The organism is Nonomuraea indica (assembly GCF_002850745.1).
Lineage (GTDB): Bacteria > Actinomycetota > Actinomycetes > Streptosporangiales > Streptosporangiaceae > Nonomuraea > Nonomuraea indica.
The window spans coordinates 1-25,403 of sequence record NZ_KZ559474.1; the positions used below are offsets into that span (position 1 = coordinate 1).

Annotated in this window: 24 protein-coding genes; 8 read left to right on the plus strand and 16 right to left on the minus strand. The window is 71.3% G+C overall.

Annotated features, from left to right (window positions below):
* Positions 1 to 294 precede the first annotated feature (294 nt).
* The 4 genes from CXR44_RS22375 to CXR44_RS22390 form a co-directional block, all read right to left on the minus strand.
* Entirely contained in the window at positions 295 to 543 is a 249-nt protein-coding gene (locus CXR44_RS22375) for a hypothetical protein (protein WP_101788076.1), read from the minus strand.
* Between the two features lie 276 nt (positions 544 to 819).
* Positions 820 to 1,710, minus strand: a complete 891-nt coding sequence (locus tag CXR44_RS22380) for a hypothetical protein (RefSeq protein ID WP_101788077.1) — start codon at positions 1,708 to 1,710, stop codon at positions 820 to 822.
* A gap of 344 nt (positions 1,711 to 2,054) precedes the next feature.
* On the minus strand, positions 2,055 to 3,956 hold the full coding sequence (locus CXR44_RS22385) for a hypothetical protein (RefSeq protein ID WP_101788078.1): 1,902 nt from the start codon (positions 3,954 to 3,956) through the stop codon (positions 2,055 to 2,057).
* Entirely contained in the window at positions 3,941 to 4,711 is a 771-nt protein-coding gene (locus CXR44_RS22390) for an ABC transporter ATP-binding protein (RefSeq protein WP_101788079.1), read from the minus strand. Before CXR44_RS22390 ends, CXR44_RS22385 begins: the two co-directional genes overlap by 16 nt.
* Before the next feature lie 103 nt (positions 4,712 to 4,814).
* On the opposite strand from CXR44_RS22390, the gene CXR44_RS22395 reads away from it, so the two are divergent.
* Positions 4,815 to 5,396, plus strand: coding sequence for a TetR/AcrR family transcriptional regulator (locus CXR44_RS22395; RefSeq protein WP_245899328.1), 582 nt, complete (start codon positions 4,815 to 4,817; stop codon positions 5,394 to 5,396).
* Positions 5,397 to 5,539: 143 nt separating this feature from the next.
* Here the strand turns inward: CXR44_RS22395 and CXR44_RS22400 are convergent, their stop codons facing one another.
* Together CXR44_RS22400 and CXR44_RS22405 are read right to left on the minus strand one after the other, a co-directional pair.
* Complete coding sequence (locus CXR44_RS22400) at positions 5,540 to 6,139, minus strand: TetR/AcrR family transcriptional regulator (protein ID WP_101788080.1); 600 nt, start codon at positions 6,137 to 6,139, stop codon at positions 5,540 to 5,542.
* Entirely contained in the window at positions 6,109 to 7,626 is a 1,518-nt protein-coding gene (locus tag CXR44_RS22405) for an FAD-dependent monooxygenase (RefSeq protein WP_101788081.1), read from the minus strand. The genes CXR44_RS22400 and CXR44_RS22405 overlap by 31 nt, the downstream gene beginning before the upstream one ends.
* Before the next feature lie 183 nt (positions 7,627 to 7,809).
* Between CXR44_RS22405 and CXR44_RS22410 the strand changes: the two genes are divergently transcribed.
* The gene (locus CXR44_RS22410) at positions 7,810 to 8,316 is read left to right on the plus strand and encodes a VOC family protein (RefSeq protein WP_101788082.1); all 507 of its coding nucleotides are present in this window, start codon (positions 7,810 to 7,812) and stop codon (positions 8,314 to 8,316) included.
* 38 nt (positions 8,317 to 8,354) lie between these two features.
* On the plus strand, positions 8,355 to 9,173 hold the full coding sequence (locus CXR44_RS22415) for a MerR family transcriptional regulator (RefSeq protein ID WP_245899329.1): 819 nt from the start codon (positions 8,355 to 8,357) through the stop codon (positions 9,171 to 9,173).
* Between the two features lie 81 nt (positions 9,174 to 9,254).
* Here CXR44_RS22415 and CXR44_RS22420 read toward each other — a convergent pair whose 3' ends face one another.
* Positions 9,255 to 9,692: a hypothetical protein gene (locus tag CXR44_RS22420; protein ID WP_144070050.1), complete on the minus strand. Its 438-nt coding sequence runs from the start codon at positions 9,690 to 9,692 to the stop codon at positions 9,255 to 9,257.
* 146 nt (positions 9,693 to 9,838) lie between these two features.
* A complete protein-coding gene (locus tag CXR44_RS22425; RefSeq protein WP_101788085.1) occupies positions 9,839 to 10,861 on the minus strand; it encodes a hypothetical protein in 1,023 nt (340 codons plus the stop codon).
* A 184-nt stretch (positions 10,862 to 11,045) separates the two neighbouring features.
* Between CXR44_RS22425 and CXR44_RS22430 the strand changes: the two genes are divergently transcribed.
* Positions 11,046 to 12,584, plus strand: a complete 1,539-nt coding sequence (locus CXR44_RS22430) for an FAD-dependent monooxygenase (RefSeq protein WP_101788086.1) — start codon at positions 11,046 to 11,048, stop codon at positions 12,582 to 12,584.
* Here the strand turns inward: CXR44_RS22430 and CXR44_RS22435 are convergent.
* The 8 genes from CXR44_RS22435 to CXR44_RS22470 all read right to left on the minus strand — a co-directional run bounded on the left by CXR44_RS22435 (position 12,553) and on the right by CXR44_RS22470 (position 19,740).
* Entirely contained in the window at positions 12,553 to 13,131 is a 579-nt protein-coding gene (locus CXR44_RS22435) for a type 1 periplasmic-binding domain-containing protein (protein WP_101788087.1), read from the minus strand. The two genes, CXR44_RS22430 and CXR44_RS22435, sit on opposite strands and share 32 nt — an antisense overlap.
* Positions 13,118 to 13,438: an Ada metal-binding domain-containing protein gene (locus CXR44_RS22440; RefSeq protein ID WP_101788088.1), complete on the minus strand. Its 321-nt coding sequence runs from the start codon at positions 13,436 to 13,438 to the stop codon at positions 13,118 to 13,120. Before CXR44_RS22440 ends, CXR44_RS22435 begins: the two co-directional genes overlap by 14 nt.
* Complete coding sequence (locus tag CXR44_RS22445) at positions 13,435 to 14,163, minus strand: 2OG-Fe(II) oxygenase (RefSeq protein ID WP_101788089.1); 729 nt, start codon at positions 14,161 to 14,163, stop codon at positions 13,435 to 13,437. The genes CXR44_RS22440 and CXR44_RS22445 overlap by 4 nt, the downstream gene beginning before the upstream one ends.
* A gap of 15 nt (positions 14,164 to 14,178) precedes the next feature.
* Positions 14,179 to 14,514, minus strand: a complete 336-nt coding sequence (locus CXR44_RS22450; protein ID WP_219601968.1) for a methylated-DNA--[protein]-cysteine S-methyltransferase — start codon at positions 14,512 to 14,514, stop codon at positions 14,179 to 14,181.
* A 293-nt stretch (positions 14,515 to 14,807) separates the two neighbouring features.
* Positions 14,808 to 15,749, minus strand: a complete 942-nt coding sequence (locus CXR44_RS22455; protein ID WP_245899330.1) for an aminoglycoside phosphotransferase family protein — start codon at positions 15,747 to 15,749, stop codon at positions 14,808 to 14,810.
* A 103-nt stretch (positions 15,750 to 15,852) separates the two neighbouring features.
* Positions 15,853 to 16,542 (minus strand): FadR/GntR family transcriptional regulator, encoded by a 690-nt coding sequence (locus CXR44_RS22460; protein WP_101788091.1) that lies wholly within the window; start codon positions 16,540 to 16,542, stop codon positions 15,853 to 15,855.
* A 434-nt stretch (positions 16,543 to 16,976) separates the two neighbouring features.
* Positions 16,977 to 18,827, minus strand: coding sequence for a sialidase family protein (locus tag CXR44_RS22465; RefSeq protein WP_219601952.1), 1,851 nt, complete (start codon positions 18,825 to 18,827; stop codon positions 16,977 to 16,979).
* A 199-nt stretch (positions 18,828 to 19,026) separates the two neighbouring features.
* Positions 19,027 to 19,740, minus strand: a complete 714-nt coding sequence (locus CXR44_RS22470; RefSeq protein ID WP_101788092.1) for a FadR/GntR family transcriptional regulator — start codon at positions 19,738 to 19,740, stop codon at positions 19,027 to 19,029.
* 139 nt (positions 19,741 to 19,879) lie between these two features.
* On the opposite strand from CXR44_RS22470, the gene CXR44_RS22475 reads away from it, so the two are divergent.
* Genes CXR44_RS22475 through CXR44_RS22490 form a run of 4 tightly spaced genes read left to right on the plus strand, consistent with a single transcriptional unit; the run spans position 19,880 to position 25,402 of the window.
* A complete protein-coding gene (locus CXR44_RS22475; RefSeq protein ID WP_219601953.1) occupies positions 19,880 to 21,487 on the plus strand; it encodes an ABC transporter substrate-binding protein in 1,608 nt (535 codons plus the stop codon).
* A 6-nt stretch (positions 21,488 to 21,493) separates the two neighbouring features.
* Positions 21,494 to 22,453: an ABC transporter permease gene (locus tag CXR44_RS22480; protein WP_101788094.1), complete on the plus strand. Its 960-nt coding sequence runs from the start codon at positions 21,494 to 21,496 to the stop codon at positions 22,451 to 22,453.
* Positions 22,450 to 24,417: a dipeptide/oligopeptide/nickel ABC transporter permease/ATP-binding protein gene (locus CXR44_RS22485; RefSeq protein WP_101788095.1), complete on the plus strand. Its 1,968-nt coding sequence runs from the start codon at positions 22,450 to 22,452 to the stop codon at positions 24,415 to 24,417. The genes CXR44_RS22480 and CXR44_RS22485 overlap by 4 nt, the downstream gene beginning before the upstream one ends.
* Positions 24,410 to 25,402 carry an oligopeptide/dipeptide ABC transporter ATP-binding protein gene (locus CXR44_RS22490; protein ID WP_245899331.1) on the plus strand — a complete coding sequence of 331 codons (993 nt, stop codon included), beginning with the start codon at positions 24,410 to 24,412 and terminating at the stop codon, positions 25,400 to 25,402. The genes CXR44_RS22485 and CXR44_RS22490 overlap by 8 nt, the downstream gene beginning before the upstream one ends.
* The last annotated feature ends 1 nt before the right edge of the window (position 25,403 follow it).

A 25,403-nucleotide genomic window follows, 5' to 3' on the forward strand; every position in this document is an offset into this window, starting at 1 on the left:
CTGCAAGGCCATCGCTCTTCTGCAGAACTACGAAGTCGCCCGAGGATGAAAAGAGGTCAGTGCCCGTCCGGAACGCTGAGGCCGCGACGATCGCTGACTTCGGTCCCCGCGTCTCGGGCTGGGGCGGTCGCTGCCGCGGACCGACTCCGTCGGTCCTTGCCATCGGTCTTCTGGGGTGCTGTCCGTAGTCGTAGCCCTCGCCGAGCGCCGCCGAGGATGAGAAGCAGCCACCCGCGACGCGAGTCCGTACGGCACCAAGCACCAACCCTGCAGCTATCACGCCGCTACAGCCATCTACCGGGCGGCGCTCGACAGCAGGTCTACCCAGAGCGCCCAGGTTTCGCTCGTTGACACCGGGCTCGTCTCGTGGACCTGGTGGCCGTCGTCGAGCTGGATGTTCCTACGGATGAAGGCTTGACCGCCGCCAGCGCACAGCTCGTACACCGTGGCACGGCAGTCACAGGTCCAGGCGAGCGCTCGGGTCCTGCGATTGTGGAGGTCGGAAACACGCCACTCCAGACGCACGCGATCGCGCTGCGGCATGGCCACATGCGGACTGAGGCAACGGTCAAGGTCGGTTGAGAACGTCTCGGAGGGAGCCACGTCAGCGCTATAGTGCGCTGCCCATCGCCATGGCGCACAACAGCCTCCTGTCATGCTCGGGTGGTGGGTCGCCGCCGCGCTGGTCTGGTTGCTGCTCGGGCTGATGCAGCTGGCCGGCGCGGTGAAACTGCTCACTGGCGCGGTCAGTGACCATTCTCGTTTCCGCCTTGCTCGGTCATGCCCCGTGCCCGGATGATGCGGCACTGTAGTCGGTATTCACTGCGGCTCCGGGTCAAGGCAGCTTCTGGTTTCATGTACCTGGTCCTTCGGTGGGGGCCCGATGGACACGTCGCTTCCCCAGTCGGTGAAGTCGATCTCGGTCACGGCGGTCCTGGGTATGCCTTCCTCCGCCAGGGGATCGGTCGTGATGAGACGGACCCGGCGGGGAAGCTGGTCCGGCCCGACCCACAACTGCCACGAGACCTCTGCCGAGCGGGACCGCCTCAGCAGTTGCGCTGCCATAACGGGGTCGTCGCCTGGGGCCGGGATGCTGAACTCAGCCTGCGCGGCACTCCCGGAATGTACGACGGTGGCGACCGCGTCGATAACCCCGGCGGAGGAAGGAGCTGGAGCCGCAAGCCTCTGCAGCACCTTGGGCGACAAGACCGCACGTGCGTCGAGTGTCCCGAGGAGGCGCGCTGCCATCCCGCATCTGGGACTGCTGTGATGAAGCCAGGTCTTCCCGGCGGGAACGTCCTTCCGATCGGCTCGCTGCTCGTAGGTGCCGGAGTCGCCGATCGAAATCGCCCTGGTCGTCATATAGGACAGATCATCCGGGACGACGTTCTTCAACTCATCGGGGATGTTGGTCCGGTGATAGGTCGTGGTCAGATCGGAGGCAGCCGCACCGAGCCGCAGGAATCCGGTGGTGCGGCTCTCACTGTATTCGCCGATGTTGATCGGCACGATGTCGTCGTCCGCCGGAGGGGTAGATATCGCGTCGCCGTAGTCGAGACGGATGAGCTTGGTGACCTTCACCCCGGTCGAGCCTTTCGCCTGCTGGGCCACCGCCTCGGCGGGCGTCCGCGCCGCCATCACGCTCGGTCCGCCGCATCCGGCCGTCAGAGTGATCAAAACCAGCGCCGGCGCGATCCTAGACGAATGCACCCGGTGATCATAAGGGCCACGGGTGAGGGCCCTGCGTAGGCCACTCTGGTGGCGGTGGGCGCATCAGAGATAACGACGTGCGGTTGTGTGACACAGACCGTGACGCGGGCGTACGCGGTGGGCTGACGCCCACGGTCCCTGTCCGGCGCCCGTTCGGCAGAGAAACCTGTGAGGTCGGGACGCCGGGTTGCGTGGCTTGAACGTGCACTCGCCCAGGTCACGTCCACGCACCTGTCAGGCCGTCCGACCGGCAGGGCCTGCCGGTTGGACGGGCGCCCCGCTCGGGTCGGTGTCGCCTGCCGCGGAGGGCCTCTGCGATGAGGTTCGCCGCTGGGAGGGAGTGTTCACGGGCCGTCGGCTGGTGCGATGCCGGCTCGGCGTGACTTGGCCAGGTAGTAGAGGCCGATGCCCAGTCCGGTGGTCAGCAGGACGAGCCCGAGGGTGATCATGGCGATGATGGTGGGCCATTGGAGATGCTGCGGTAGGTGCAGGGCCAGGAACCACGATCGGGTGACCTGGCCGGTGGTCAGCATGAGCGCGGGCACGATGCCCTGGGCCACCAGGAGCACCCAGCACAGGGTCAGGCTCGCGACGACGTAGGCGCGCCGGCCCGCCGGGGCCAGCATGAGGCCGAGCTTCTCAACGCCCAGGTCGGGCTTGGGCAGGTGCGGCCGCGCCAGATCCAGGGCTGGGGCCGGTCGCCTCCGCCTGGGCGAGACGCCGGTGCGCAGGTGCAGGAGCAACTCGGGCGCGCTCGATTCGAGTCTGGTCGCGGCGAGGCGCCCCAGCAGCCAGGCCAGCGCGAGGCCGCCGGCCAGGCCCACGACCGGTCCCGCCCAGGCCGGCCCCAGCCGGACCGCGAAAAAGGCGGGGGCCGCGGTCGCGGCGGTGAGGATCAGCACCATCAGTACCTGGGCGAAGTCGGTGCCGTTCTCCAGCAGGTTGCCGCTTCTGCGGTGCGGGTCGGTCATGGGCACCGGACGCAGCACCGAGACCAGCACGGTCACGCCCGCGCCGCCGCCCAGCAGCGCGGGCACGAGCGCCGTTAGCCAGGGCCACAGGCCGAACTCGCCGGTGAGGGCGACCGCGGCGACGGTCAAGGCCAGCGTCGGCGGCGCGGTGACGAGCAGCCAGGCGAGCTGACGGCCGCGCACGTCGTGGCGCGCGGCGCCGGGGATCATCATCTTGCCCCATAGCTCGGTGCCGTCCTCGCCGTAGAGGTTGGCGGAGACGGCCGCGACCCACAGGGCGAAGAGCGCTCCGGTCCAGGGCAGGAGGATCGGCGCGCCGATGGCCAGCGGCAGCAGGCAGAACACCAGGGCGTAACACAGGGCGAAGACCAGGTAGTGAAACCGCAGCAGGTCCCGGGACCAGGTGCGCAGCTCCCGGGCGGCGACCGCCGTCACCGGGCCCGTGGCCCACCTTCCGGATGCCACCCGGACCGGGCGTCCGCTTGCGCGCCGGGTGGTCAGCCGCCGCTTCAGCAGGGCGGCCCAGCCGTACCAGCAGGCCACGCCGAGTCCGGCCAGCCCTGCCAGGGCGGTGGCCACCGTCGGCCACTGTCCCTGTCCGGCCGCCCGCACGGCCACCAGACCCCAGCCGGAGGGCAGCGCCGCCACCCAGGCGGAGAAGGGGGCGGGGAACCCAGTGCGCAGAGCGGCCTGCGCCAGGGGCGAGAGCACCCAGCTCGAATGCAGGGCGGCCAGGATGGCGGCGCTGACGAGAGCGGCCAGCGCCGCGCCCGCCTTGGACCGCATGACCTGGCCGAGCACCGCGGTGACCAGCCGGGAGGCGAGCACGCACACCACCAGCTGGAGGGCGACGGCGGCCACGCCGACCGTCGTGGCCGCCGCGCCGAACCCGGCCTTGACGGCCACCACCACGAGCGCCGAGAAGGCCACGAGCGTGACAAGGGGGGCGACACCGACGAACGCGGCCCCCGCCAGCCCGACCGCCAGGCGGCGTGGCGTGAACGACAGCAACGAGAAATGCTCGGGACGCAACGTCTCGTCGCCGCCGCCGAACAGCGCCGGGCCCAGCAGCCAGCCCGCCGTCCACAGGGCGAACCCCACTCCGAGCAGGTCGAACGGCAGCGACGCGATCGGGTGGTCGCGCCCCGCGAGCACGATCAGGCCCCCCGCGAGGGCGAGCCCGGTCAGCGCGCCGGTGATCATCTGGGCGGCGCGCCGACCGGTCATGGAGTGCCGTAGCACGGCCAGCTTCATCTGGATCAGGAGGACAGCCACGCCAGCTCACCCATCTCGGGGACCTGGCCGCCGACCAGGCTCACGAACCGCTCTTCCAGGCTCCGGCCCGCCCGCACGGCTTCCAGCGGGCCCGAGGCCACCACCCGGCCGGAGGCGATCACCGCCACGTGGTCGCACAACTGCTCGACCACGGCCATCACGTGGCTGGAGAACACCACCGAGCCGCCGGCGCGTACGAAACGCTTCAAGATCACTTTGATGGTGGCGGCCGAGACGGGGTCGACGGCCTCCAGCGGCTCGTCCAGCACCAGCAGCCTCGGCGCGTGCAGCAGTGCCGTGGCCAGACCGATCTTCTTGCGCATGCCGGTCGAATACGCCATCACCAAGGTGCGCTCGGCCTGGTCCAGTTCCAGGACCTCCAGCAGTTCGTCCGCCCGCCGCTCGACCTCCTCGACGTCCATGCCACGCAGCAGGCCGGTGAAGCGCAACAGTTCGCGGCCGGTCAGCCGTTCCGGCATGGACAACCCGTCGGGCAGCACGCCGATCAGTTGCTTGGCGCGCGCGGGGTCGGCCCACACGTCGAGGCCGAAGATCTCGGCCCGTCCGCCGTCGGGACGCAGCAGTCCCACGGCCATCGACAACGATGTCGTCTTGCCCGCTCCGTTGGGGCCGACCAGGCCGAAGAAGGACCCTCGCGGCACCTCCAGATCGATGTGGTCGACCACCGTCCTGCGGCCGAAGGTCTTGGTGAGAGCGGCGAGCCGAAGCGCCGCTTCTCTGCTTGATGGCCCCACAGTGCCCTCCTGTAACTGAACGGCACGTGCCGTGCCGTTCAGAGCATGCTGGAGGACGGCAGAGGTGTCAACACGGCACGTGCCGTTCCATTACGGTGGTGGGATGACCGACAAGCGCGGCAGCCGTGCCACCGACCGGACCGAAGCCATCATGCGGACCACTCTGGAGTTGGGTAAGGAGATCGGCTACGCCAAGCTCAGCATCGAAGCGGTCGCGGCCCGCGCCGGCGTCGGCAAGCACACGATCTACCGCCGCTGGTCGTCGAAGGGCGCCCTGTTCCTCGACTCACTCCTGTCGCTGAACAAGTCCGACCTGGACTACCCCGACACCGGCGACATCGTCGCCGACCTGCGCCGGCAGATCCACGCGGCCATCGAACTGCTGGACCGGCCACCCGTGGGCCCCCTGTATCGCGCGCTGATCGGCGAGGCCCTGCTCAACCCCCAGGTCGCCGCGGCGCTCAACGACCACTTCATCACCCCGCAGGCGGAGAAGACCCTCGCCCGGCTGAAGGTGGCCCGCGACCAGGGGCAACTGTCACCCGGCTTCGACCTGGACCTGGCGATGGACATCTTGTCGGGCCCGCTGTACTTCCGGGCTTTGATCGTCCAGGAGCCGCTGACGCACGAATACGTCGACCGCGTGATCGAAGCCCTCTTCACCGGGATGGAACCCAGGCCTTGATCACGGAGCCGGTCAGCGCGCTCCGCGCGTGCGTTCGACCCGGCCCTCGTGGGATGCGACGGAGTCGCTGGTCGCGGCTCGGGCCGGGCGCCGAGGCCGTACGGGAGGTGTGCCGAGGTGAAGGCGAGCGGCGCGCAGTGGGATCAGGGTTGGTATCCGATGTGGCGCAGGAGAGCCTGCAGCCGTTGCTCGACCTGCGCCGCCGTCACGTCCTGCTCATGCTGGAGGAGGACGAATCCGATGGAGCCGGTCAGGATGTCCTGAATGACACGAGGATCCGTGTGGGGCGGGAACGTTCCGGCGTCGATGGCCTGCCGCGCGGTCTCGGTCAGGGCGTCCAGACGTGGCCGCAGGTAGCGCTCGGTATAGGCGGACACCAACTGCGGGTAGTCCACCGAGGCGCCGATGACCCGGGCCATCAGCGCGCGGAAGCGGGGGCGGCTGAGAAGCTCGGCAATGGACGAGATCAGTTCGTCGATCGACTGCCCGGCCGGCGCGGTGTCCATGTCAGGGGCACGAGCGTGCTCCAAGGCGGCCATCAGGAGATCCTCCTTGGACCGCCAGCGCCGGTAGACCGTCAGTTTCGCCACACCGGCGCGTTGGGCGACCGCCTCGATGCTGGTGCCCGTCGCGCCGCGCTCGATCAGCAGGTCCAACGCCGCGTTCAGGATGGCGGCGTCGTTCTCCGGATCGCGGGGACGGCCGTGACGCTCTACGCCGGCCACAGCACCTGATTCAGCCATGCTGTCAGTTTGTCCGGTGCTGAACGTCCACGCCAACCGATGTGCCCGTCGGGGCGGACCAGCGCCACGTCGGGTGAGTCGGGCTCCAGCGGGGTGAGCGCCACGACCAGGTCGGCGCCCAGTTGTGCGGCGGCGGCCTGGGCGTGACGGGCGGCGACGTCCGGCTTGTCGGCGAGCACCACCCAGCGTCCGCGGATCGCGGCGTGGAGCATGGTCCGGTCGCCGTTGAGAAGGCGGCAGGGGAGGTCGGGCATCCGGTCGCCGGGATGCAGGCCGGGCATCCACCGGGGCGAGGTGGGGGCCAGCGGGCCGCCCCGGTAGCTGATCCCGAGCTGGGAGGCGGCCAGCCACAGCCGGCGCTGCACGGCGGGCAGGCGGACGAGCGGCAGGACCAGCTTGTCGCGGACCAGGCGTTTCCACGGGTGGTCGGGCAGCATGATGTCCACGGCGGTGCTGGTGGCGCGCAGGACGTTGCGGGCCAGCGGGCGCCGTTCGCCTTCGTAGGTGTCGAGCAGGCGGTGGTCGGCGCGGCCGTGGGCGACCAGGACCAACTTCCAGGCCAGGTTCTCCGCGTCGCCCAGCCCGGTGTTCTGCCCCTGCCCACCGGTGGGGCTCTGGATGTGCGCCGCGTCGCCCGCCAGCAGGATCCGGCCGCGGCGATAGGCGTCGGCGAGCCGGCGGTGGATGCGGAACTCCGAGGCCCAGCAGATGTCCGTCACCGTGTCGATGCCGACGCCGCTACGGCGGGAGAACTCACCCAGCACCCTGTCGGTGATCTCGCTCTCGGACAACTCGTCGGGCAGACCCGCCGGCGGTTCGGTGAACAAGCGCCAGGTGTCGTTGGGCAGCGCGGTCACGGAGAGCATGTGACCGGCCTCCATCCAGGTCGTGCTGCCGTTCTTGTCGAACGGCCACTGGGCCCGTACGTCGACCATCAACAGGCGTTCGAGAAGTTTGCGACCGGGGAAGCCGATTCCGGCGAGCTTGCGTACCGTGCTGTGCGCGCCGTCGCAGCCGATCAACCAGCGTGTATCGATGCGATGTCCGGTGCTGTCGGCTGTCTGGACGGTCGCGGCGACGCTCGCGGTGTCCTGCTCGGCGGCCACCAGCCGGGTACCCCACTCCACGCTGCCGCCCAGTTCGGCCAACCGGTGCCGCAACGCGCCTTCGACCTCCGCCTGCGAGATCAGCAGCGCCTGTTTCGGCTGGTCGGCGACTGCCTGGCCGACATGGAGGCGCAGCACGGTGCGCGGTCCTTCGTTGTAGGACATGTTGAGGGACGACTGGGAGCGCTGCGGCAGGTCACCGAGCGCGCCGATGCGCTCCAGCACTTCGACGCCGCGTGGTTGCAGGCCGAGGGCACGGGAGGTGGTGGCAGGGCCGGAAGCGGCGTCAATGACGCGGACGGGGACGTTGTGCAGTGCCAGGTGGATGGCGAGGGCCAGCCCGGTGGGGCCGGCGCCCACGATGAGTACCGTGTCGGTCATTTCATAAACGATACGGTACCGATTACTAAGTGGTGAGCGGAAATGACATGTGACAACGATCACCAAGGACGATGTGCGGGTGCAGGGCGGTGTCCTCGGATGCCTTCGGCCGTCAGCCGACCGCAGCCGGAGCGCTGATGCGGATTTGACCCTGACGTCGCGTCAGGGCTGACGATGAACCGCATGACCGACTACTACGAGGCGTTCGAGGTCAGCCCTGTCCCTCTGCCCGGGCCCGACGCGACGCCACCGGAGATCTACCGGGGCATCTACGGCATGCCGTTGTTCGTCCGCGTGCCGACGCCGGACCTCGCCGCATCCGTGGACTTCTGGACCCGCGGGCTCGGATTCATCGACCTGTTCACCGTCCCGGGCCAGGTGACGCACCTTCGACGGTGGGCGTTCCAGGACGTCCTGCTCGTCCCGGCCGACGCCCTGCCGGCCACGGCGACGGTGAGCATCGGCGTCAGTTGCGTGCTGAGCCAGGTTGACGAGATCGCGCAGGCGTGCGCCGCGCTGGTGCCCGGATGCACGACGGGACCGCGACAGACGCCATGGAACACTGTGGAACTGGAAGTCGTCACGCCGGAGAACGCTCGTGTGATCATGACCGCGGCTCGCCCCCTCGACCTCGACAGCGCCGAGGCACGCTACCTCGAGGCGAACGGTTTCACCCTGCCCAAGGGGTGAGACCGGGGATGTCAGACGCGCATGTCAGACTCGACGGCGTGACCGACACCGCGATGGACGACACCACAGGACCCGGCGGGCTGACCGTCGGGGCCGCGGCATCACACGTGGACGTCACCGTCCGTACCCTCCATCATTGGGACAGGATCGGGCTCGTCCGTCCGTCCGGGCGCACCTCCGCCGGATACCGGCTCTACTCCGCGGCCGACATCGCACGCATCCACCGGGTGCTCATCTACCGCGAGCTCGGTCTGTCGCTCGAGGACATCGGCGCACTTCTCGATGCTCCTGCGGCCGACATGACCGTGCCGCTGAGACAACAGCGCGCCCAACTCCTCGACCGCATCTCCCGCCTGCAGGCGATGGTCGACGCGGTCGATCGCATGATCGAAGCAGCGCGCGCCGGCATCCTGCTCTCCGCGGAGGAACAAGTCGCGATCTTCGGGCAGCGCTGGAAGCCGTCCCTGGTCGCGGGCGCCCGTGAGCGGTGGGGCGACACACCTCAATGGGCGCAGTACGCCGAGCGCGCCGCGGGCATGGCCGCCGAGGACTGGCGGCGGACAGCCGACACCATCACCACCCTCGAGCACGACCTGGCAGCGGCCAAGCGCGCCGGCGTCAGGCCAGGCAGCGCCGCCGCCAACGCCCTGGCGGAACGACACAGGGCCTCCATGGACGCCTACTTCACCTGCACCCTTTCGATGCAGGTATGCCTGGGAAGGAGCTACGCCGCCGATCCCGGGTTCACGGCCTACTACGACGCTGTCGAGCCGGGCCTGACCATCTGGCTCCGTGACATCATCGACGCCAACGCCCGCGATCGGGGCATCGACCCGGAGTCGGCGACCTGGACCTGACACTCATCAGATCGCCGCTACGGCCGTGACGGGCCGGCGGAGTCGATGGCTCTGCCTGTCTCGCTCATGCCGCGGCGACCGTCACTCGTAGAACGAGGCTGCAAGCATGAAGATGCCGTAGTCGGAGTCGTGCACCATCACCTCAATGCTTCGGCCGTCGGCCTTCTTGCCCACCCGTGCGACGCAGTCGCTGCAGGAAGTACTGGGCAGTGGCAGATCGCCCCAGCCGGCGGAACGAAACCTCTCCACGGTCTGGTTGGGGGGCACGGCAGGGTCCAGGTCGTACGATATCCATGCGCCGCCCTCTGGTTCGGAGTCGCAGGCGCTGCTCTCTTTGAGAGTCAACCGTACATCTGGGGTCAGAAGCGGCCCTACTTCCGCTGCCAGCCGCTTGCTGTCGAGCGCGTCCTTCTTGTAGCACTCCTCCTGTGCTTGCCGAAAGGCGGTGTCATCGTGATTTCCACAGCCGGAGACAATCACTACGGTGGCGGCCAGAATCAGCGTTGCGCGTAACTTCACCAGTGAGCCTCCGTGGGGCCCTGGCGCGAAGTGGGTCCATATGGATGAAGAGATGGACGCCATCACGCTGGGGACGCTTATGGACGTATTCGGCAAGATCTTAGATGTGTGAGCGTGGTGGCGCCGAGAAAGAGCTCGCCGCGTGCCTACGTGAACGGGTCCATGGAGGGGTGGTCTTTCACCCGGTCATGGATGCGGCGCAACCACGGCTGCCGGGCCACCGCCAGTCGCTCCAGCGTGCTGAGGAACACTCGCCCATCAGGACGGAAAGGACTGTACGGCAGCAGTGGGGGCGGATCATCACGGCGAACGACGGCAGGCATTCCGGACGCCGCCGGCACGAGCCGTCGGTCGTCGTGGAACGCCATGTACGTCCACACCCCCGCGGCCATCGGCACCACCGCTCCCGCGTCGCAGGGCCATACCCGGCCGGTCTGCGGATGCCGCGGCGCGAGGGCGATGTCCGTGATCGGGGTGGAGAGGCCGGGCCCGGCCAGGACGAGGTGGCGTTCCGGCGGCCCCGGAGGGAGCAGGCTGTCGATCGCCCGGCGAAACGCCTCGGCTACCGGCCCCTCGGGGACGGACACCCGCCTACCGCCCGAAGCCGCCAGCAGGTGGGCCAGCGCCACCGCGACCGCGGCCTCCCAGAGGGGGCTCCAGAAACCCCGCGGGTCAACGGGCGGCGTGGTCGGCAGCTCCGCCCAGTCCGTCACCCGCTGGACCGGGCCATCGACGGCGACGGGACGCACGGCTTCCGGCTCCAGCCACACCACCTGCCAGAACCCGCAGTCGTCGACGCGGGTCGCCACCGGGCACCCGCATTCCGCGCACGCCAGGTTGGGGCCGTACCGGCCGTCCCAGCCGCAACAGCAGCCGCCCAGCCGCTCCGGGACGAAGACGGTTCCGCGGACGTCACCGGGCGCGATCCCGATCCTGTTCGGGGGGCGCGACAGGTGGTACGTCAGCAGCCGGACGCCGCGGGCTTCCGGCTCGGGCTCCGACGGTTGCCAGGGCCGGCCGTCTCCGGGGTCCACCACGTACGTTCCCGGCTCCAGAAGGCTGGGGAGCAGGCCATGGCCGTACTTCTGGCCGGCGTGGTCGGGAAGCGCCACCCGCGACACCCTCGCGGTCATCACGGCGCCGCACCCCGCGCAGGCGAAAACGACCAAGCGGTCTCCTTCGTCGGAACGACGCGATCATGGTGGCACAACGTCCCGCCTTGTGGGGAGGCGTTCAGGATCGCCGCGTCGGAGGGCCCGCCGCCGGGCGGGCGGGCTGAGCGCGGCGGGCCGCAACCGCCCGCGCCGCCGTGGTGTTGGTTCTCTCGGACCAGCGCCGACAAAGGGGGGCATCATGCGTACGGAGGCACAGCCGGCAGGCGGGACCGGCGTCGACACCACGGTCGCCGTGGTCGGCGGCGGACCGGTCGGCACCCTCGTCGCACGGGAGCTCGCCCTGCTGCGCATCGACGTGACGGTGCTGGAGAAGCTGCCCGAGCCCGACGGCATCTCCAAGGCGAGCACCCTGCACGCGCGCACCGCGCAGACGCTGGACCGCCGCGGGCTGCTGGAGGCGGTGCAGCCGGGCCGGTACGTCGCCTCCCGGGACGCGGGGCGGCCGGTGCGCTTCCACTTCGCCTCCATCTTCGAGCTGGACCTGTCCCGCGTCGTCGACGAGGGGCCGGTCATCGTGGGCAGCCCGCAGGCCTTCGCCCAGGAGGTCTTCGCGGCGGACGCCGTACGGCTCGGCGCCCGGGTCCAGCGTGACGCGGAGCTCGTCGGGCTGGACGAGTACGACGACCACGTGCGGCTCCGCCTGCGCTCCACGTCCGGCGCCGAACGGACCCTCACGGCCCGCTGGGTGATAGGCGCGGACGGGGCGCGCAGCGCCGTGCGGAAGCTGAGCGGCATCCGGTTCCTGGGCGACGGGCCGACCGTCGCCGCGCTCATGGGCGAGGTGCGACTGCTGGATCCGGCCGGGGCGCCCGCCGGCTGGCAGCGCACCCCGCGCGGCTGGACCCTCCTGTGGGTCAACCCCTACGGGCCGAGCCGCGTGTGCACCTACGACTACCGGGGCCCTCACCCGGACCGGCACACACCTCCCACCCTGGAAGAGCTGCGCGACGAGGTGGAGCGCATCTCCGGGCGGCCCGTCCCGATGGACGACCCGGCCTGGATCTCCCGCTTCAGCGACGCCTCGCTCCAGGCGGAGCACTACCGCAAGGGCCGCATCCTGCTGGCCGGCGACGCCGCGCACGTCCACTTCCCGGCGGGCGGCCAGGGCGTGAACCTGGGCCTCCAGGACGCCGTCAACCTGGGCTGGAAGCTGGCCGCCGAGATCCGCGGCTGGGCGCCGGACGGGCTCCTCGACACGTACCACAGCGAGCGGCACCCGGTGGCGGCGGCCGTGCTGAACAACGTACGGGCCCAGGTCGCCCTCATGGACCCCGATCCGCGCACGGACGCCCTGCGTGAGCTGTTCGCCAGGCTGATGCGGTTCGACGAGGTCAACGCCTACCTGAGCACCATGATCACGGGCACTGGAGTGGTGTACCCGGTCGGTGCGCCCGCCGGCGACCCGCTGGCCGGGCGGATGGTGCCGAGCCTGCCGGTGAGGACGCCCGACGGCCTCACCACCCTGGCCGAGCTGCTGCATCAGGGCCGCCCCCTCCTGCTGGACCTGGCCGGGGACGCCGGATTGCGGGCCGTGGCGGGTCCCTGGGCCGACCGGGTGGACATCGTGACGGCCACTCCGGCCGGCGACGGTCGGCGCACGGAGGCGCTTCTCGTCCGCCCCGACGGCTACGCCGTGTGGTCGGCCCGGGGCGACAGCCATGACGCCGGCACCCTGCGGGCTGCCCTCACTCGCTGGTTCGGCCCGGAAACCTGGTGATCCGGCCGTCGCCGACCTCCCACCAGCCGCCGTCGGCGCTCGCGCCGCGCAGTCCGTCCAGGACGCCGGGGCCGGTCAGGGCGGGGACGCGCGGATCGCACAGCGACCCGAAGGCGTAGGTACGGGACGGCTCCCACGCGGTGCCGTGCCTCAGCCGTTGGGCGAGCCGGACGAAGCCGGGCACGGCCGCGGCGATCACCCACGCGTCCGGGGTCTGCGCGGTCATCCGGCGGGCCGCACGCAGCCATGAGGCCGCCGTCTCGGGCCAGTCGACCACCGCGAGGACCGTGCCGCCGCGCGCCTCCCACTCCGCGGCGAAGACGGCGGCGGACTCCGCGGACGCGGCGTCCCTGCTGTGGCCCACCACCACGGACGCGATCGGGGGCCGGGGGGCCGTCAGCAGCCCGGTGAGCGCGGCCAGTTCGGCCGCCGTGTGCGGGGTGGGTCGTGGCGGCTCCCGATCGGCCGGACCGGCGAGACGACCGGCCGGACCGGGGAGCGGCGGGCGGGTGGCATCGGCACGGGCATGCCGGTCATGGGGACGCATCGCACGTGCCTTCCGTCGTGTCGGGTCGGGTGGCGCCCTCGTGCCCGGCCTTCCAGCGCCGGTACGCTGCGGGCAGGCAAACCGAGCACGGCCGGTACCCGGCCGCGACGGCGGTGGCCTCGTCGGCGAAGAACACCCGATCTCGCTGGTATCCGCCACGGGCCAGGGCCCGCGCGGCGGAGGGGCAGTCCAGCCGGCCGTACAGCCGCCCGCCCCGGTGTCCGCCGAGGGTCCCCGGTACCGGGCTGCGGTACGGCAGCCCGGTGAGATCGAGCAGCGTGTACGTGCGCTTGGCCGCGGCCGTCACGACGCGTCGTGGAAGACCAGGCCGAGCGCGTGCCGCCGGCCGGAGTGGACGGTGCTCACGCCGTGCCGGACGGCGCCGGCGGACCAGCCACGTGTGGTCCGTACCGGCCGGTCGCGGGTGGTGAAGACGAGACCGTGCCCCTGGCGCAGCACGGCGGTGGTGCCACGCGACTGGGCCCGGGGCCGCTGTTCGACGAGCAGGAACTCGCCGCCGGTGTAGTCGGCGCCGTACTCGTCCAGGCCGATCACGACCTGGAGGGGGAAGACGAGATCACCGAAGACGTCGCGGTGCAGGGCGTTCCAGTCGCCCGTCTCGTAGCGGAGCAGGATCTGCGCGGAGCGGTTCTGTCCCGCCTCGTGACACATCGCCAGCCACTGGTGAAGGTCGTCCGGCCAGGGCGCCGGGCGGCCGAGCCGTGCGGCCCAGTCACGGGCGACGACCAGCAGATGCGGGTAGAGGGCCGCACGCAGTTCCGCGACCACCGGAGGCAGCTCATGGGTGAAGTAGCGGTACGTCCCGGACCCGAAGCGGTGGCGCGCCATGTCGACGGTGCCGCGGAACAGCTCCGTCCGCTCGTACAGGCCGGCGATCGCCCGGCAGGCGTCCGGGTCGAGCAGCCGAGGTGTCAGGGCACAGCCGTGCGCGTCAAGAGCCTCGACGAGCCCGGCCCAGTCGGCCTCGTCGACGCGCCTGCCGGCCTCGCCGGGCGTGATGTCAATGGTCATGTGTCCTCTCCGGAGTCAGACGGCGAGTGCCACGCCCTCGAAGGCGAGCAGGAGCCGCTTGCGTTCGAGGCCGCCGGCGTAGCCCGTCAGTGAGCCGTTCGCGCCGACGACCCGGTGACAGGGCCGCACGACGAGCAGGGGGTTGGCGCCGATGGCGGTACCGACGGTCCGGGCCGCGCCGCGCGGCTCACCGATCCTGGCCGCCACGTCGCCATAGGTGAGGGTGGTTCCGTACGGGATGGCGTCCAGCGCCTCCCAGACCCGCCGCTGGAAGGCGGAACCGGAGGGGACGTACCGGATGTCGAAGCGGGTCAGCGTGCCCGCGAAGTAGGCGGTCAGCTGCTCGACGATCGCGGTGAAGGCGTCGGGCTCCCGCGCCCAGCCGGGCCGTACGGTCGCTCCGCCCCTCTGGCCGGGGACGGAGCGAGCGCGGTGCCGCCCGGTGCGCCCGGGCTCCGCTCACCGGCCAGCAGCAGTTCGCCCAGCGGGCTGTCCATCGTCGTGCAGAGCGTCGTCATCGTCGTTCCTCGTCAGTTCGTCCCATACCCTCCCAACACCGCACGGCGACTTTCGGTTGCGGCCGTGCCCGCCGCTCGATCCCGATGCCGCGCTGACGGTCTCGCCCATGACCGGGCGAGGTCGGCCTATCGGGTCGCTGTCGTCGGTGCGGTGGAAGTGCGGTACTCGGCGAGGATCTCGGTCAGCGCGCGCCGTGCTTCCAGCGCCGGCCTGCCGGTGTCGCCCAGGGTGGAGGAGCAGGTGACCATCGTCTTCCAGAGGGCCCAGCCCCGCCCGCGCGCCCAGCTCGCATCGTCGACGGACAGTCGCTCGCGGAACGCCTGGCGGCCGTCGGCGGTCAGCAGGGTCCATGCGATCGCCAGGTCGCAGGCCGGGTCGCCGACGCCGCAGGTGCCGAAGTCGATGACGGCTGCCAGGCGCCCGTCTTCGAGCAGGAGATTGCCCTGGGCGAGGTCACCGTGGAACCAGCGGTCCACACCGTCCCAGCGCGCGCCCAGGGCGGTCTTCCAGATCTCCCGCGCCAGGCCGACGTCGACGTGGCCGTCGAGTTTCGCCAGCGCGCTCTCCAGCAGCCCCTCATAGGTGCGCAGCGTGGCGCCTCGGAACCAGTTGTGCTTCCCCGGCCGGGGGCCGTCGGCGGCGTCGACGTTCCGCAGGGCAGCGACGAAACCGGCCAGCTCCAGCGCGAATCCGACCGGATCGGCGATCCGGCCGGCGCTCGCGGGCTCGCCGTCAAGCCACTGGTAGATCGACCACGGGAAGGGGTAGCCCGCACCAGGCTCGCCCTTCGCCAGCGGGGCCGGGACGGGCAGCGGAAGCCGGGAGGCGAGAAGCGGAAGCCACCGGTGTTCCTTCTCGACCGCCAGGGCGTACTCGGACGCGCTGGGCAGACGCACCAGCATGCCGTCGCCGAGGCGGAAGGTCCAGTTGTCCCAGCCGCCGTCGGCCACGGGCTCGACCGGGAGGTCCGCCCACTGGGGGAACTGTCCGGCGACGAGCCGATGGGCCTGCTCCGCGTCCACCGTGATGCGCCGGGGCATCGGGCCGAGATCTGGTACGTCGCTCAACGAGGCTTCCCTGTCTGGTGAAAGCCGCCCGATAGGCGGTGGGCGTGAGACCGGTTCGTTGCGATGACGGGTCCTGAGGGGGCGGCGGTCCTGTGGGGGCGGGTCAGGTCGGGGTGGGGACCGGCCGGGCCTCCGCGCGGGCGATGCGCGCCTTGACGTCGCGGAAGTGCAGCCGCATCGCCTCCCGGGCGGCCCCGGGGTCCCGAGCGCGGAGCGCCGCCACGATCCGGCGGTGGTTGACGACGATCTCCGCCGTCCGCTCCTCCGGCGGGCCGAGCGTCGGCTCGACCTCGTGGTAGACGTCCCAGAACAGGCCGATCAGCTGCAGCACCAGCTCGTTGCCGCACGACTCGTACAGCAGCGCGTGGAACGCCCGATCGGCCTCCCGGTCCCGGTCCATGCCGTTGACCAGGGCCTCCAGCGCGGCGAGCCGGGGACCGCTGGTGCTCTGGGCCACCTGGCCGATCAGCTCGGTCTCGAGCAGCTCGCGGACCTCGACCAGATCGTGCAGCGCGCGGATCCCGCCGCCCGGCCCCGAACGCACCCGGAAGGCGAGCGACGGGGTCAGCACGTCGAGCGACGCGTGCCCGACGAACGTCCCATGACCGTGCCGGATCTCGACGATGCCCAACGCCCGCAGGGCCTGCACGGCCTCGCGGACGCTGTTGCGGCTCGCCCCGAGCAGCTCCATCAGCTGCACCTCGGTGGGCATCGGCGCGCCGGGGGCCAGTCCGCGCTCGTGGATCAGAGCGACGATGCGCTCCTGAAGCGACGCGCCGTCACGCGCCCGCATGCTGCCTCCAGGCTCGTCGAAGTCCTTGCCTCAGAACATCCCACCTCTGGGACCTCGGAGGCCAGCCGGGGCCGGAAATTTCACACCGCCGACATGGACGGGCCACCTGGCAGACGAGGCTTGGTCGCCCCTCGTTCAAGACGTAGGATGTCCCATGTATGGAGATCGGCTGGCGGGTCGGCATGAAGGAGCTGACGCCAAGGACGCTCGGCGGCCCCTGGGGCACGGTCCTGTTACCCGTCCCGGAGTGCCGCCGGTGATCCGCAGCGAGGTTCCCGCGGTCATCGGGATCAAGGTCGTGGTCCGGCGCGGCTGCCCGAGCTGTTCCCCGGGGAGTAGCGGGCGCCGGCGGGACGTGCCGGCGCCGGTCACCGTCAGGGCGATGACGCCCACCGGGGCCCCGGGGGCGCCATCGCCACGCGGTTCGCGTCCTCTCAGCCGACCTGGTCGAACGGCAGCCGCAGCCCGAGCCGCCCGCCGATCGGGAGGTTGTGCCGCCGGATCAGGTCGAGTTCGGTGCCGGTGAGGGCGCGCCGGTAGACGCGTACCTCGTCCAGCGTCCCGCGGAAGCGGTCCACGCCGTCCATCCGCTGTCCGATGTGGATGCCCCCGAGCCCGAACTCCTTGCCGAGGGTCAGCGAGCCGGCCGGCGCCTTCGCCGACGAGACCTGCGCGCCGTCCACCAGCAGCCGCAGCTCGCCGTCGACCCGCTGGAGCACCACGAAGTGCCACTGCCCGTCGTTGTACGCGCTCGGCGACTGCACGGTGACGTTGAACCGGTCGACGGACAGGACCGCCCGGATGCGGTTACTGGCCGGTTCGGCCCGCAGCCACAGCGCCGGCGGGTTGGTGCCCCGGTTCACCCGGTGGAACCAGAGGATGGCGTGCGCGCCGGTCTGCTCCGAGTACCTGATCCAGGAGGTCAGCGTGAAGTCCTTCGCGCCGAGGTCGATGGAGTCGTCGAACGCCACCTCCACCCGGTCGTCCACCCGGTCCAGGGCCAGCCCGTCGCCGAACCGCCCGCCGGTGGTCTGCGCGCCGCCGCGGACGTACGCCTCGTTGTGGTACGGCGAGGTGTCGGGCGTCGTCGGACCGGGCGCCGGGGGCGCGGGGATGCCCGGCGGGGTGCCGTTCGGCGTCTCCAGGTACGCCTCGTTGAACCGCGCGAACCGGATCTGCTCGTACGGGGTGACGGTGCCGCCCTCGTACATCAGGGCCGCCTCGTCTCCGTCCAGCCGCACCATGTCGGAGTACGCCGACGGCCCCCAGTGGAAGACCTTGCCCTCCTGCCAGGTCTCGAAGCGGTCGCCCTCGTCGGTGGACGACCGGATGCCCATGGCCTCCCGGGCGCTCGGGTGCATCGGCGAGGAGAAGAGGATGCGGTCGTCGCTGAACCGCAGCAGCGACGCCTGGACGTCGGTCGTCGCCAGCGCCGGCATGGTGCGGAACGGCGCGTCCCACGTCTCGCCGCCGTCGCTGCTCGTCGCGTACGCCCGGCTGCCCTCGTCGGTGCCGCGCTCGCGGGCGGAGGCGTAGATCCGCCCGTCGGTGAGCTCGACGACGGTGACCTCCTGGGCGATGATCGTGCCGTCGTCGTGGGACGTCTCGGCGCCGATGTTCCACGTCACGCCGCTGTCGTCGCTGTAGAGCAGGTGCGTGCCGTAGACGTGCGCGCCGACCCGGTCCCAGCTCTCGAAGTTCGCTCCGACGATCAGCCGGCCGGCGTGCGGGCCGCGCTTGAGCTGGATGCCGTGCATCGGGCCGGTGGCGTACCAGAAGTTCCACTCCGGGCGCTTGCCCTCGGTCATCTCCCTGGCGGCCGACCAGGTGGCCCCATGGTCGTCGCTGAACTGCACCCAGGGGTCGCGGTCGCAGCCGTTCGGGCACGGCTCCGCGCCGTTGTGGGTGCTCACCAGCACGACGCGGCCCGTACGCTCGTCGACGATCGGCACCGGGTTGCCGTGGGTCGTGCCGTTGCCCTCCGAGACCACCTGCAGCGGCCCCCACGTCCGCCCGCCGTCGGCGGAACGGCGCAGCACGAGGTCGATGTCCTCGTCGTCGCCGCAGTCCTTCACCCGCCCCTCGGCGAACGCCAGGAGCATGCCGTTCGCGGCCCGGACCACGGCGGGGATCCGGAAGCAGCCGTACCCGAAGTCGCCCTGCTTGTAGAGCACCTGCTCGTCCACGAACGGTGCGGCGCCGGCGGTCGCGCCGGCCTCCGGGGTCTCCGTCGGCGCCGCGTTCGCGGGCGCGCCGAACGTGCTGACGAGTAAGCCTGCGAGCACCAGCACGGCACCGGCACGGCGGCGGCGAGAGCGCCTGGTGCGGCGCTCCGGGGGATGACCAGCGTGCATGACCTGGCCCCTTCCTGACAGGAGGAGTTGATTGAGCGGAGATCCTACGTCCAACGTAGGATGTCTGCCAGTCCTCCCTTGGGCCTGGAGTCGTAGGGGCCGGTTCACCGCGTGGAGGGACGCGCTCCGGTCACCAGGGCGGCGAGAGGCGGGCCAGCCGGTTGCGCACGCCCTCGAAGTGGGCCTGCACCGCCGCGGTCGCCGCGCCGTGGTCGCCGGCCATGACCGCCGCCAGGATGTCGCGGTGCCGTCTGGCCACGTCCTCCGGCGTCTCGTCCGGCGTGCCGATCTCGTCGCGGAGCTGGTGGAAGACGTCCCAGAAGGCTCCGAGGAGCTGGCTGACCAGCGGGTTGCCGAGCGGGCGGTAGAGCAGGTCGTGGAAGAGCCGGTCCGTCTCGGGGGAGACCGCGCCGACCTGGGCCTCCGTCTCCATGCGGGCCATGACCTCGGCCACCGGCCCGAGGTCGGCCTCGCCGCCGAGGTCGATCAGGCGCAGGACCAGCCCGCTCTCCAGCATCTCCCGGATCTCGGTGAGGTGGGCGAGATGGTTGCGGCCGCCCTGCAGCGTGATGCGGCTGTGGAAGGCCAGCTCGTCGACCAGCCCGGCCAGGGACATGCGCCCGACGAACATGCCGAACCCGTGGCGGATCTCCACGATCCCGACCGCCTGAAGGGCTTTCAGCGCCTCCCGCACGGAGTTGCGGCTGATGGCCAGCTCCTCCATCAGCTCCGATTCGGTCGGCAGCGGGTCACCCGCGACCAGGCCACGCCTGAGAATCAGGTCCTTGACGCCCTCCTGGGCCTCCACGGCCCGGCTGAGCCGGGAGCGCGGGACAGTGGTCATGAAAAATCCCTCTCTGGTAGGCGCTTAGGTAACATTCCGGAAATCCCCTGTTGACCTCAAGCGGCTCTCGCCTCTAGCGTCCACGTTACGCACAAGATAGGACATGGGATGTCCCACGTTCTACCCCCAGGAGGCATCCGTGAGCTCTGACCTCAGCCGCCGCGACTTCCTGCGTCACAGCGGGGCAACGGGTGCGGCGGCGTTCATCGCGGCCACCCTCTCCGCCTGCTCGGGAGGCCCGGCCTCCACCGGCTCGGTCGGGGCGGGCTCGAACAAGGACCTGATCACCGCCGTCATCGGGTACGGCAACGACCAGAGCTGGGACCCCACCCAGACCGCCTCGGCCTTCGCCATGGCCGGCATCGCCCACGTCTACGAGGGCCTGCTCGACACCGACCCGATCACCCGGGAACCGTACCCGGCCCTGGCGACCGCGCTCCCGTCGGACCCGAACGCGACCACCTGGAGGTTCACCCTCCGCGACGGCGCCAAGTGGCACGACGGGCAGCCCGTCACCGCCGACGACGTCGTCTTCACCTACCAGCGGGTCCTCGACCCCCAGGCGAACGTCCTCGCCGGCAACTTCTTCCGAACCTGGCTCCAGGAGGTCAAGAAGGTCGACGACAAGACCGTCGAGCTGGTCTTCAAGTTCCCCTTCCCCGACGCCGCCCCCCGGCTCACCATCGCCAAGATCATGCCCAGGCACGTCTTCGGCCAGCCGGGCGCCTGGGACGCCGCCAAGGGCGGCAAGGCCGTCGGCTCCGGGCCGTACAAGCTGGTGCAGCACAACCCCAAGTCCAACACCACCTTCGAGGCGTTCGACGGCTACAACGGCCCCCGCCCGGCCGCGGCCAAGAAGATGAACTGGCTGAGCATCGTCGACGCCGCCGCCCGCGTCGCCAAGATCTCCGGCTCCTCCGCCGAGGCGCAGATCGCCGACAACATCCCGTACGCCAACGTGGACCGGCTCAAGCAGCAGGGCCTCACGGTGGAGGGCGGCGCCGGCATGAACCACCTGTTCCTGATGTTCAACACCGGCGCCAAGCCGTTCGACGACGTCCGCGTCCGCCAGGCGCTGCACTACGCGATCGACAAGAGGAAGCTCATCGACGTGGCGCTCAAGGGCCACGGCACCGCCTCCAGCTCGTTCCTCAACGAGGGCCACCCCGACCACCGGCGGGCCGCGGTCGTCTACGACCACGACCCGGACAAGGCCAAGGCGCTGCTCAAGGAGGCGGGCGTCAGCGGCCTGACGGTCAACCTCATGTCGGTGAACGTGAGCTGGCTCGTCGACTGCCTGCCCACCATCGCCGCCTCCTGGGAGGCCATCGGCGTCAAGACCACGCTGGAGCCACAGGACACGGCCGCGCTGTTCACCAAGATGGACCAGTTCCAGGATTACCAGGTGGTGGCGGCCGCCTCGAACCCCAACCAGTTCGGCATGGACGCCGACCTCATCCTGCGCTACAACTACGTCTCCGGCGGCCTGTGGATGAAGTACAGCCACTTCGAGGGCAGCAAGGACGCCAAGGCGCTGTTCGCCATGATGGACGAGGCGACCAAGGAGCCCGACAAGGCGAAGAAGGCCGAACTGGTGCGCAAGTACCTCGACGTGATCGCCGAGCAGGCCGTCGTCTACCCGGTGGTGCACACCGAGCTGATGACCGCCTGGGACCCGAAGAAGCTGACCGGGGTGCGCGCGCAGCCGTACCCGGGCATCAACCTGCTGCAGACCAAGCGCGTCTGAGCCGCCATGGTCCTCATCGCCCGCCTGCTCGTCCGGCGCGTGCTCATCTTGGTGCCGCTGCTGCTCGGGGTCGTCGCGTTCGTGTTCGTCGTGATGCGCTTCTCCGGCAACAAGCCGGAGTACGCCTACTTCCAGGGCGCGAACCCGACCCCCGAGCAGATCCGCCAGTTCCAGCTGGAGAACGGCCTGCTCGACCCGCTGCCGCTGCGCTACCTGCGCTTCGTCGCCGACCTCGTCCAGGGTGACATGGGCACCAGCGTGCTCACCCGCAAGCCGGTCATCGAGTCGGTGACGACGGCGCTGCCGCTGACGCTCCAGCTCACGTTCCTCGGCCTGGCCGTGGCCGTGGTGCTGGCGCTCGTCCTCGGCGTCACCGCCGCGCTGTTCCGCGACCGCTGGCCCGACCAGGTCATCCGCGTCGTCTCGCTGGTCGGCGTCGCGGCGCCCGCGTTCTGGCTGGCGCTGCTGATGGTCCAGTGGCTGGCGGTCGGCGAGGGCCTGTTCCCGACCGGCGGCTACATCAACCCGGCCGACTCCTTCACCGGCTGGCTGCGCTCGATGACGCTGCCCGCCCTGTCACTGTCGCTGCCGGTCGCCGCCCAGCTCACCCGCATCATCCGCACGTCCATGGTCGAGGAGCTGGACCGCGACTACGTCCGCACCGCGATCGGCAGCGGCCTGCCGCCCGTCGTCGTGGTCGGCCGCAACGTGCTGCGCAACGCCCTCATCAACCCGCTCACCGTGCTCGGCCTGCGCATCGGCTACCTCATCGGCGGCACCGTCGTCATCGAGCAGATCTACGGCCTGCCCGGCATGGGCCAGCTCATGATCAACGCGGTGCGCGACGGCGACCCGGCCGTGGTGCAGGGCGTGGTGCTGACGATCGCGGTCGGGTTCATGGTCGTCAACCTCGCCGTCGACATCCTCTACCTGCTCGTCAACCCCCGCCTGAGGAGCGCCGCATGAGACGTGCCCTGGGGGAGCGCCTGTCCAGGCCCGGCATCGGCTTCCGCCGGCTGCGCCCGCTGTCGTGGGCCGCCGTCGCCGTCATCGCGCTCGTCGTGCTCGCCGCGCTGCTCGCGCCGTGGATCGCGCCGCACTCGCCGTACGTGCAGGAGGCCACCGGCGGCGGCCCGTCCGCCGCCCACTGGATGGGGCTCGACAGCGCCAACCGCGACATCCTGTCCAGGCTCCTGTACGGCGCGCGCTGGTCGCTGCTCATCGGCCTCGGCGCGACCGCCCTCGCCCTGCTGGCCGGGGCGCTCGTCGGCGCCGTCGCGGCCACCTCCCGCCGCGCCGTGGACGAGACGCTCATGCGGGTGCTCGACGTCATCATGGCCTTCCCGGGGATCGCGCTGGCCGCGGTGCTGGTGGCCGTGTTCGGCGGCAGCGTCCCCGTGCTCGTCATGGCCATCGCCTTCCTCTACATGCCGTCCGTGGCGCGGGTCGTGCGGGCCAACGTCCTCGCCCAGTACGGCGAGGACTACGTCGCGGCCGAGCGCGTCATCGGCGCCCGCACCTCGCACATCCTGCTCCGGCACGTGGCCGTCAACTGCGCGGCGCCGGTGCTCGTGTTCTGCACGGTGATGGTCGCCGACGCCATCGTGCTGGAGGCCTCGTTGTCGTTCATCGGCGCCGGCGTCCGCCCGCCCGACCCGTCCTGGGGCAGCGTCATCGCCGACGGAAAGAACCTCGTCCTGCTCGGCGGCTGGTGGGCCACGGTCTTCCCCGGCCTGCTCATCCTCGTCACCGTGCTCGCCCTGAACATCCTGTCCGAGGGGGTCTCCGACGCCTGGGCCGCACCCGCGGCCCGGAAGGCCGTGCCCGTGGAGGACGACCCCGTGGAGCGCGCCGAGCCCGGCTCCGGCGAGGTCGTCGAGCTGCCCGGCCTCGCCGAGGCGGCCCGCCGGCTCGCCGAGCGTGCCCGGCCCCTGCCCGACGGCCCGCCGATCCTGTCGGTGGAGCGGCTGCGCATCGGCTTCGCGGAGGGCGTGGACATCGTCGACGGCGTCTCGTTCGACGTACGGCCCGGCGAGGTGCTCGGCCTGGTCGGCGAGTCGGGGTGCGGCAAGTCGCTGACCGCGCTGACGATCATGGGCCTGCAGCCCCGGGAGGCCCGCGTCAGCGGCCACGTCCGCTTCGACGGGCGGGACCTGCTCACCCTGCCGCGCAAGGACCGCCGCAGGCTGCTCGGCCACGACATGGCCATGATCTACCAGGACGCGCTGTCGTCCCTGAACCCCGCGATGACCGTCAACGCCCAGCTCAAGCAGGTCACCCGCCGGGGCGGCCGCCGCTCGCCGGCCGAGCTGCTGGAGCTCGTCGGTCTCGACGCCCGCCGCACCCTGTCGGCGTACCCGCACGAGCTGTCCGGCGGGCAGCGGCAACGGGTGCTCATCGCGATGGCGCTGTCGCGCGAGCCCCGGCTGATCGTCGCCGACGAGCCCACCACCGCGCTCGACGTGACCGTGCAGGCCCAGGTCATCGAGCTGCTGCTGCGGCTGCGCGAGGAGCTGGGGTTCGCGCTGATCCTCGTCTCCCACGACCTCGCGCTCGTGGCCGACGTCACCGACCGGGTCGTCGTCATGTACGGCGGGCAGATCGTCGAGACGGGCGCCACGGCGACGCTCGTGGGCGCGCCCGCCCACCACTACGCCCGGGGGCTGCTCGGCTCCGTGCTGTCGCTGGAGTCGGGAGCCGAGCGGCTCACCCAGATCCGCGGCGTCGTTCCGCCGCCCTCGGGGTTCCCCGCCGGATGCCGGTTCGCCGACCGGTGCCCGATGGCGACGGCCGAGTGCTGGACCGACGCGCCCGCGCTGGAGGGCGACGCGCACCGGCACGCGTACGCCTGCCACCACCCGGCGCCCGTCCTGCCGGCAGGTCTGGAGACCGCGGGGAGCGGCCGGCAGGGGAGTGAGGATCGTGCTTGAGCTCAGGGACGCCCACGTCGTCCACAAGGCGCGCACGGGCGGGCTGTTCTCCCGCGACCGCGTCCACGCCCTGACCGGCGCGGACCTGACCATCGCCCCCGGCGAGACCGTCGGCGTCGTGGGGGAGTCCGGCTGCGGCAAGTCCACCCTGGCCAGGGTCCTCGTCGGGCTGCAGCGGCCCACGTCGGGAACCGTGACCCTGCACGGCCGTGACCTGTGGGCCATGAAGGACGCCGAACGCCGCCACCTCGTCGGCACCAGCGTCGGCATGGTGTTCCAGGACCCGTCCACGGCGCTCAACCGCCGGCTGCCCGTCCGGCAGGTCCTGCGCGACCCTCTCGACGTGCACCGGCGCGGCACGCCCGCCGAGCGCGACGCCCGCGTCCGCGAGCTGCTCGGCCTCGTCGGGCTGCCCGCCTCCGTCGCCGACGCGCTGCCCGGCCAGCTGTCCGGCGGCCAGCGCCAGCGCGTCGCCGTCGCCCGCGCCCTCGCGCTGGAGCCCGCCCTGCTCGTCGCCGACGAGCCGACCAGCGCGCTGGACGTCTCGGTGCGCGCGCAGATCCTCAACCTGCTGCTCGGCCTCAAGGAACGGCTCGGCCTGGCCATGGTGTTCGTCTCTCACGACATCCAGACGGTCAGGCGGATGAGCGACCGGGTGGTCAGCATGTACCTGGGGCGGATCGTGGAGCAGGCGCCGGCCCGCGCCGTGCCCCTGCGGGCCCGGCACCCGTACACGCGGGCCCTGTTCTCGGCGACGCCCGGCCTGATCTCGCCCATCACCCCGATCCCGCTCACGGGCGCCGTGCCCTCGGCCACCCGGCCGCCCGGCGGCTGCCCGTTCCGCACCCGCTGCTGGCGCGCCGACGACACGTGCGCGGCGGCCTGGCCCGCCGCGACCGCCGACGGCGACGACCACCTCTTCCACTGCCACCACCCGGTGGCGGCGGGAGCGACCGACCTCGACCTGATCCAGGAGCGCTTGTGAC

What these genes read in the sequence shown, in the direction of transcription:
- CXR44_RS22430 (WP_101788086.1), top strand. Translation starts at nt 11,046, where the DNA reads ATGCGTACGGAGGCACAGCCGGCAGGCGGGACCGGCGTCGACACCACG.
- CXR44_RS22375 (WP_101788076.1), bottom strand. Translation starts at nt 543, where the DNA reads ATGCCGCAGCGCGATCGCGTGCGTCTGGAGTGGCGTGTTTCCGACCTC.
- CXR44_RS22485 (WP_101788095.1), top strand. Translation starts at nt 22,450, where the DNA reads ATGAGACGTGCCCTGGGGGAGCGCCTGTCCAGGCCCGGCATCGGCTTC.
- CXR44_RS22460 (WP_101788091.1), bottom strand. Translation starts at nt 16,542, where the DNA reads ATGCGGGCGCGTGACGGCGCGTCGCTTCAGGAGCGCATCGTCGCTCTG.
- CXR44_RS22435 (WP_101788087.1), bottom strand. Translation starts at nt 13,131, where the DNA reads ATGCGTCCCCATGACCGGCATGCCCGTGCCGATGCCACCCGCCCGCCG.
- CXR44_RS22480 (WP_101788094.1), top strand. Translation starts at nt 21,494, where the DNA reads ATGGTCCTCATCGCCCGCCTGCTCGTCCGGCGCGTGCTCATCTTGGTG.
- CXR44_RS22400 (WP_101788080.1), bottom strand. Translation starts at nt 6,139, where the DNA reads ATGGCTGAATCAGGTGCTGTGGCCGGCGTAGAGCGTCACGGCCGTCCC.
- CXR44_RS22405 (WP_101788081.1), bottom strand. Translation starts at nt 7,626, where the DNA reads ATGACCGACACGGTACTCATCGTGGGCGCCGGCCCCACCGGGCTGGCC.
- CXR44_RS22395 (WP_245899328.1), top strand. Translation starts at nt 4,815, where the DNA reads ATGACCGACAAGCGCGGCAGCCGTGCCACCGACCGGACCGAAGCCATC.
- CXR44_RS22410 (WP_101788082.1), top strand. Translation starts at nt 7,810, where the DNA reads ATGACCGACTACTACGAGGCGTTCGAGGTCAGCCCTGTCCCTCTGCCC.
- CXR44_RS22445 (WP_101788089.1), bottom strand. Translation starts at nt 14,163, where the DNA reads ATGACCATTGACATCACGCCCGGCGAGGCCGGCAGGCGCGTCGACGAG.
- CXR44_RS22470 (WP_101788092.1), bottom strand. Translation starts at nt 19,740, where the DNA reads ATGACCACTGTCCCGCGCTCCCGGCTCAGCCGGGCCGTGGAGGCCCAG.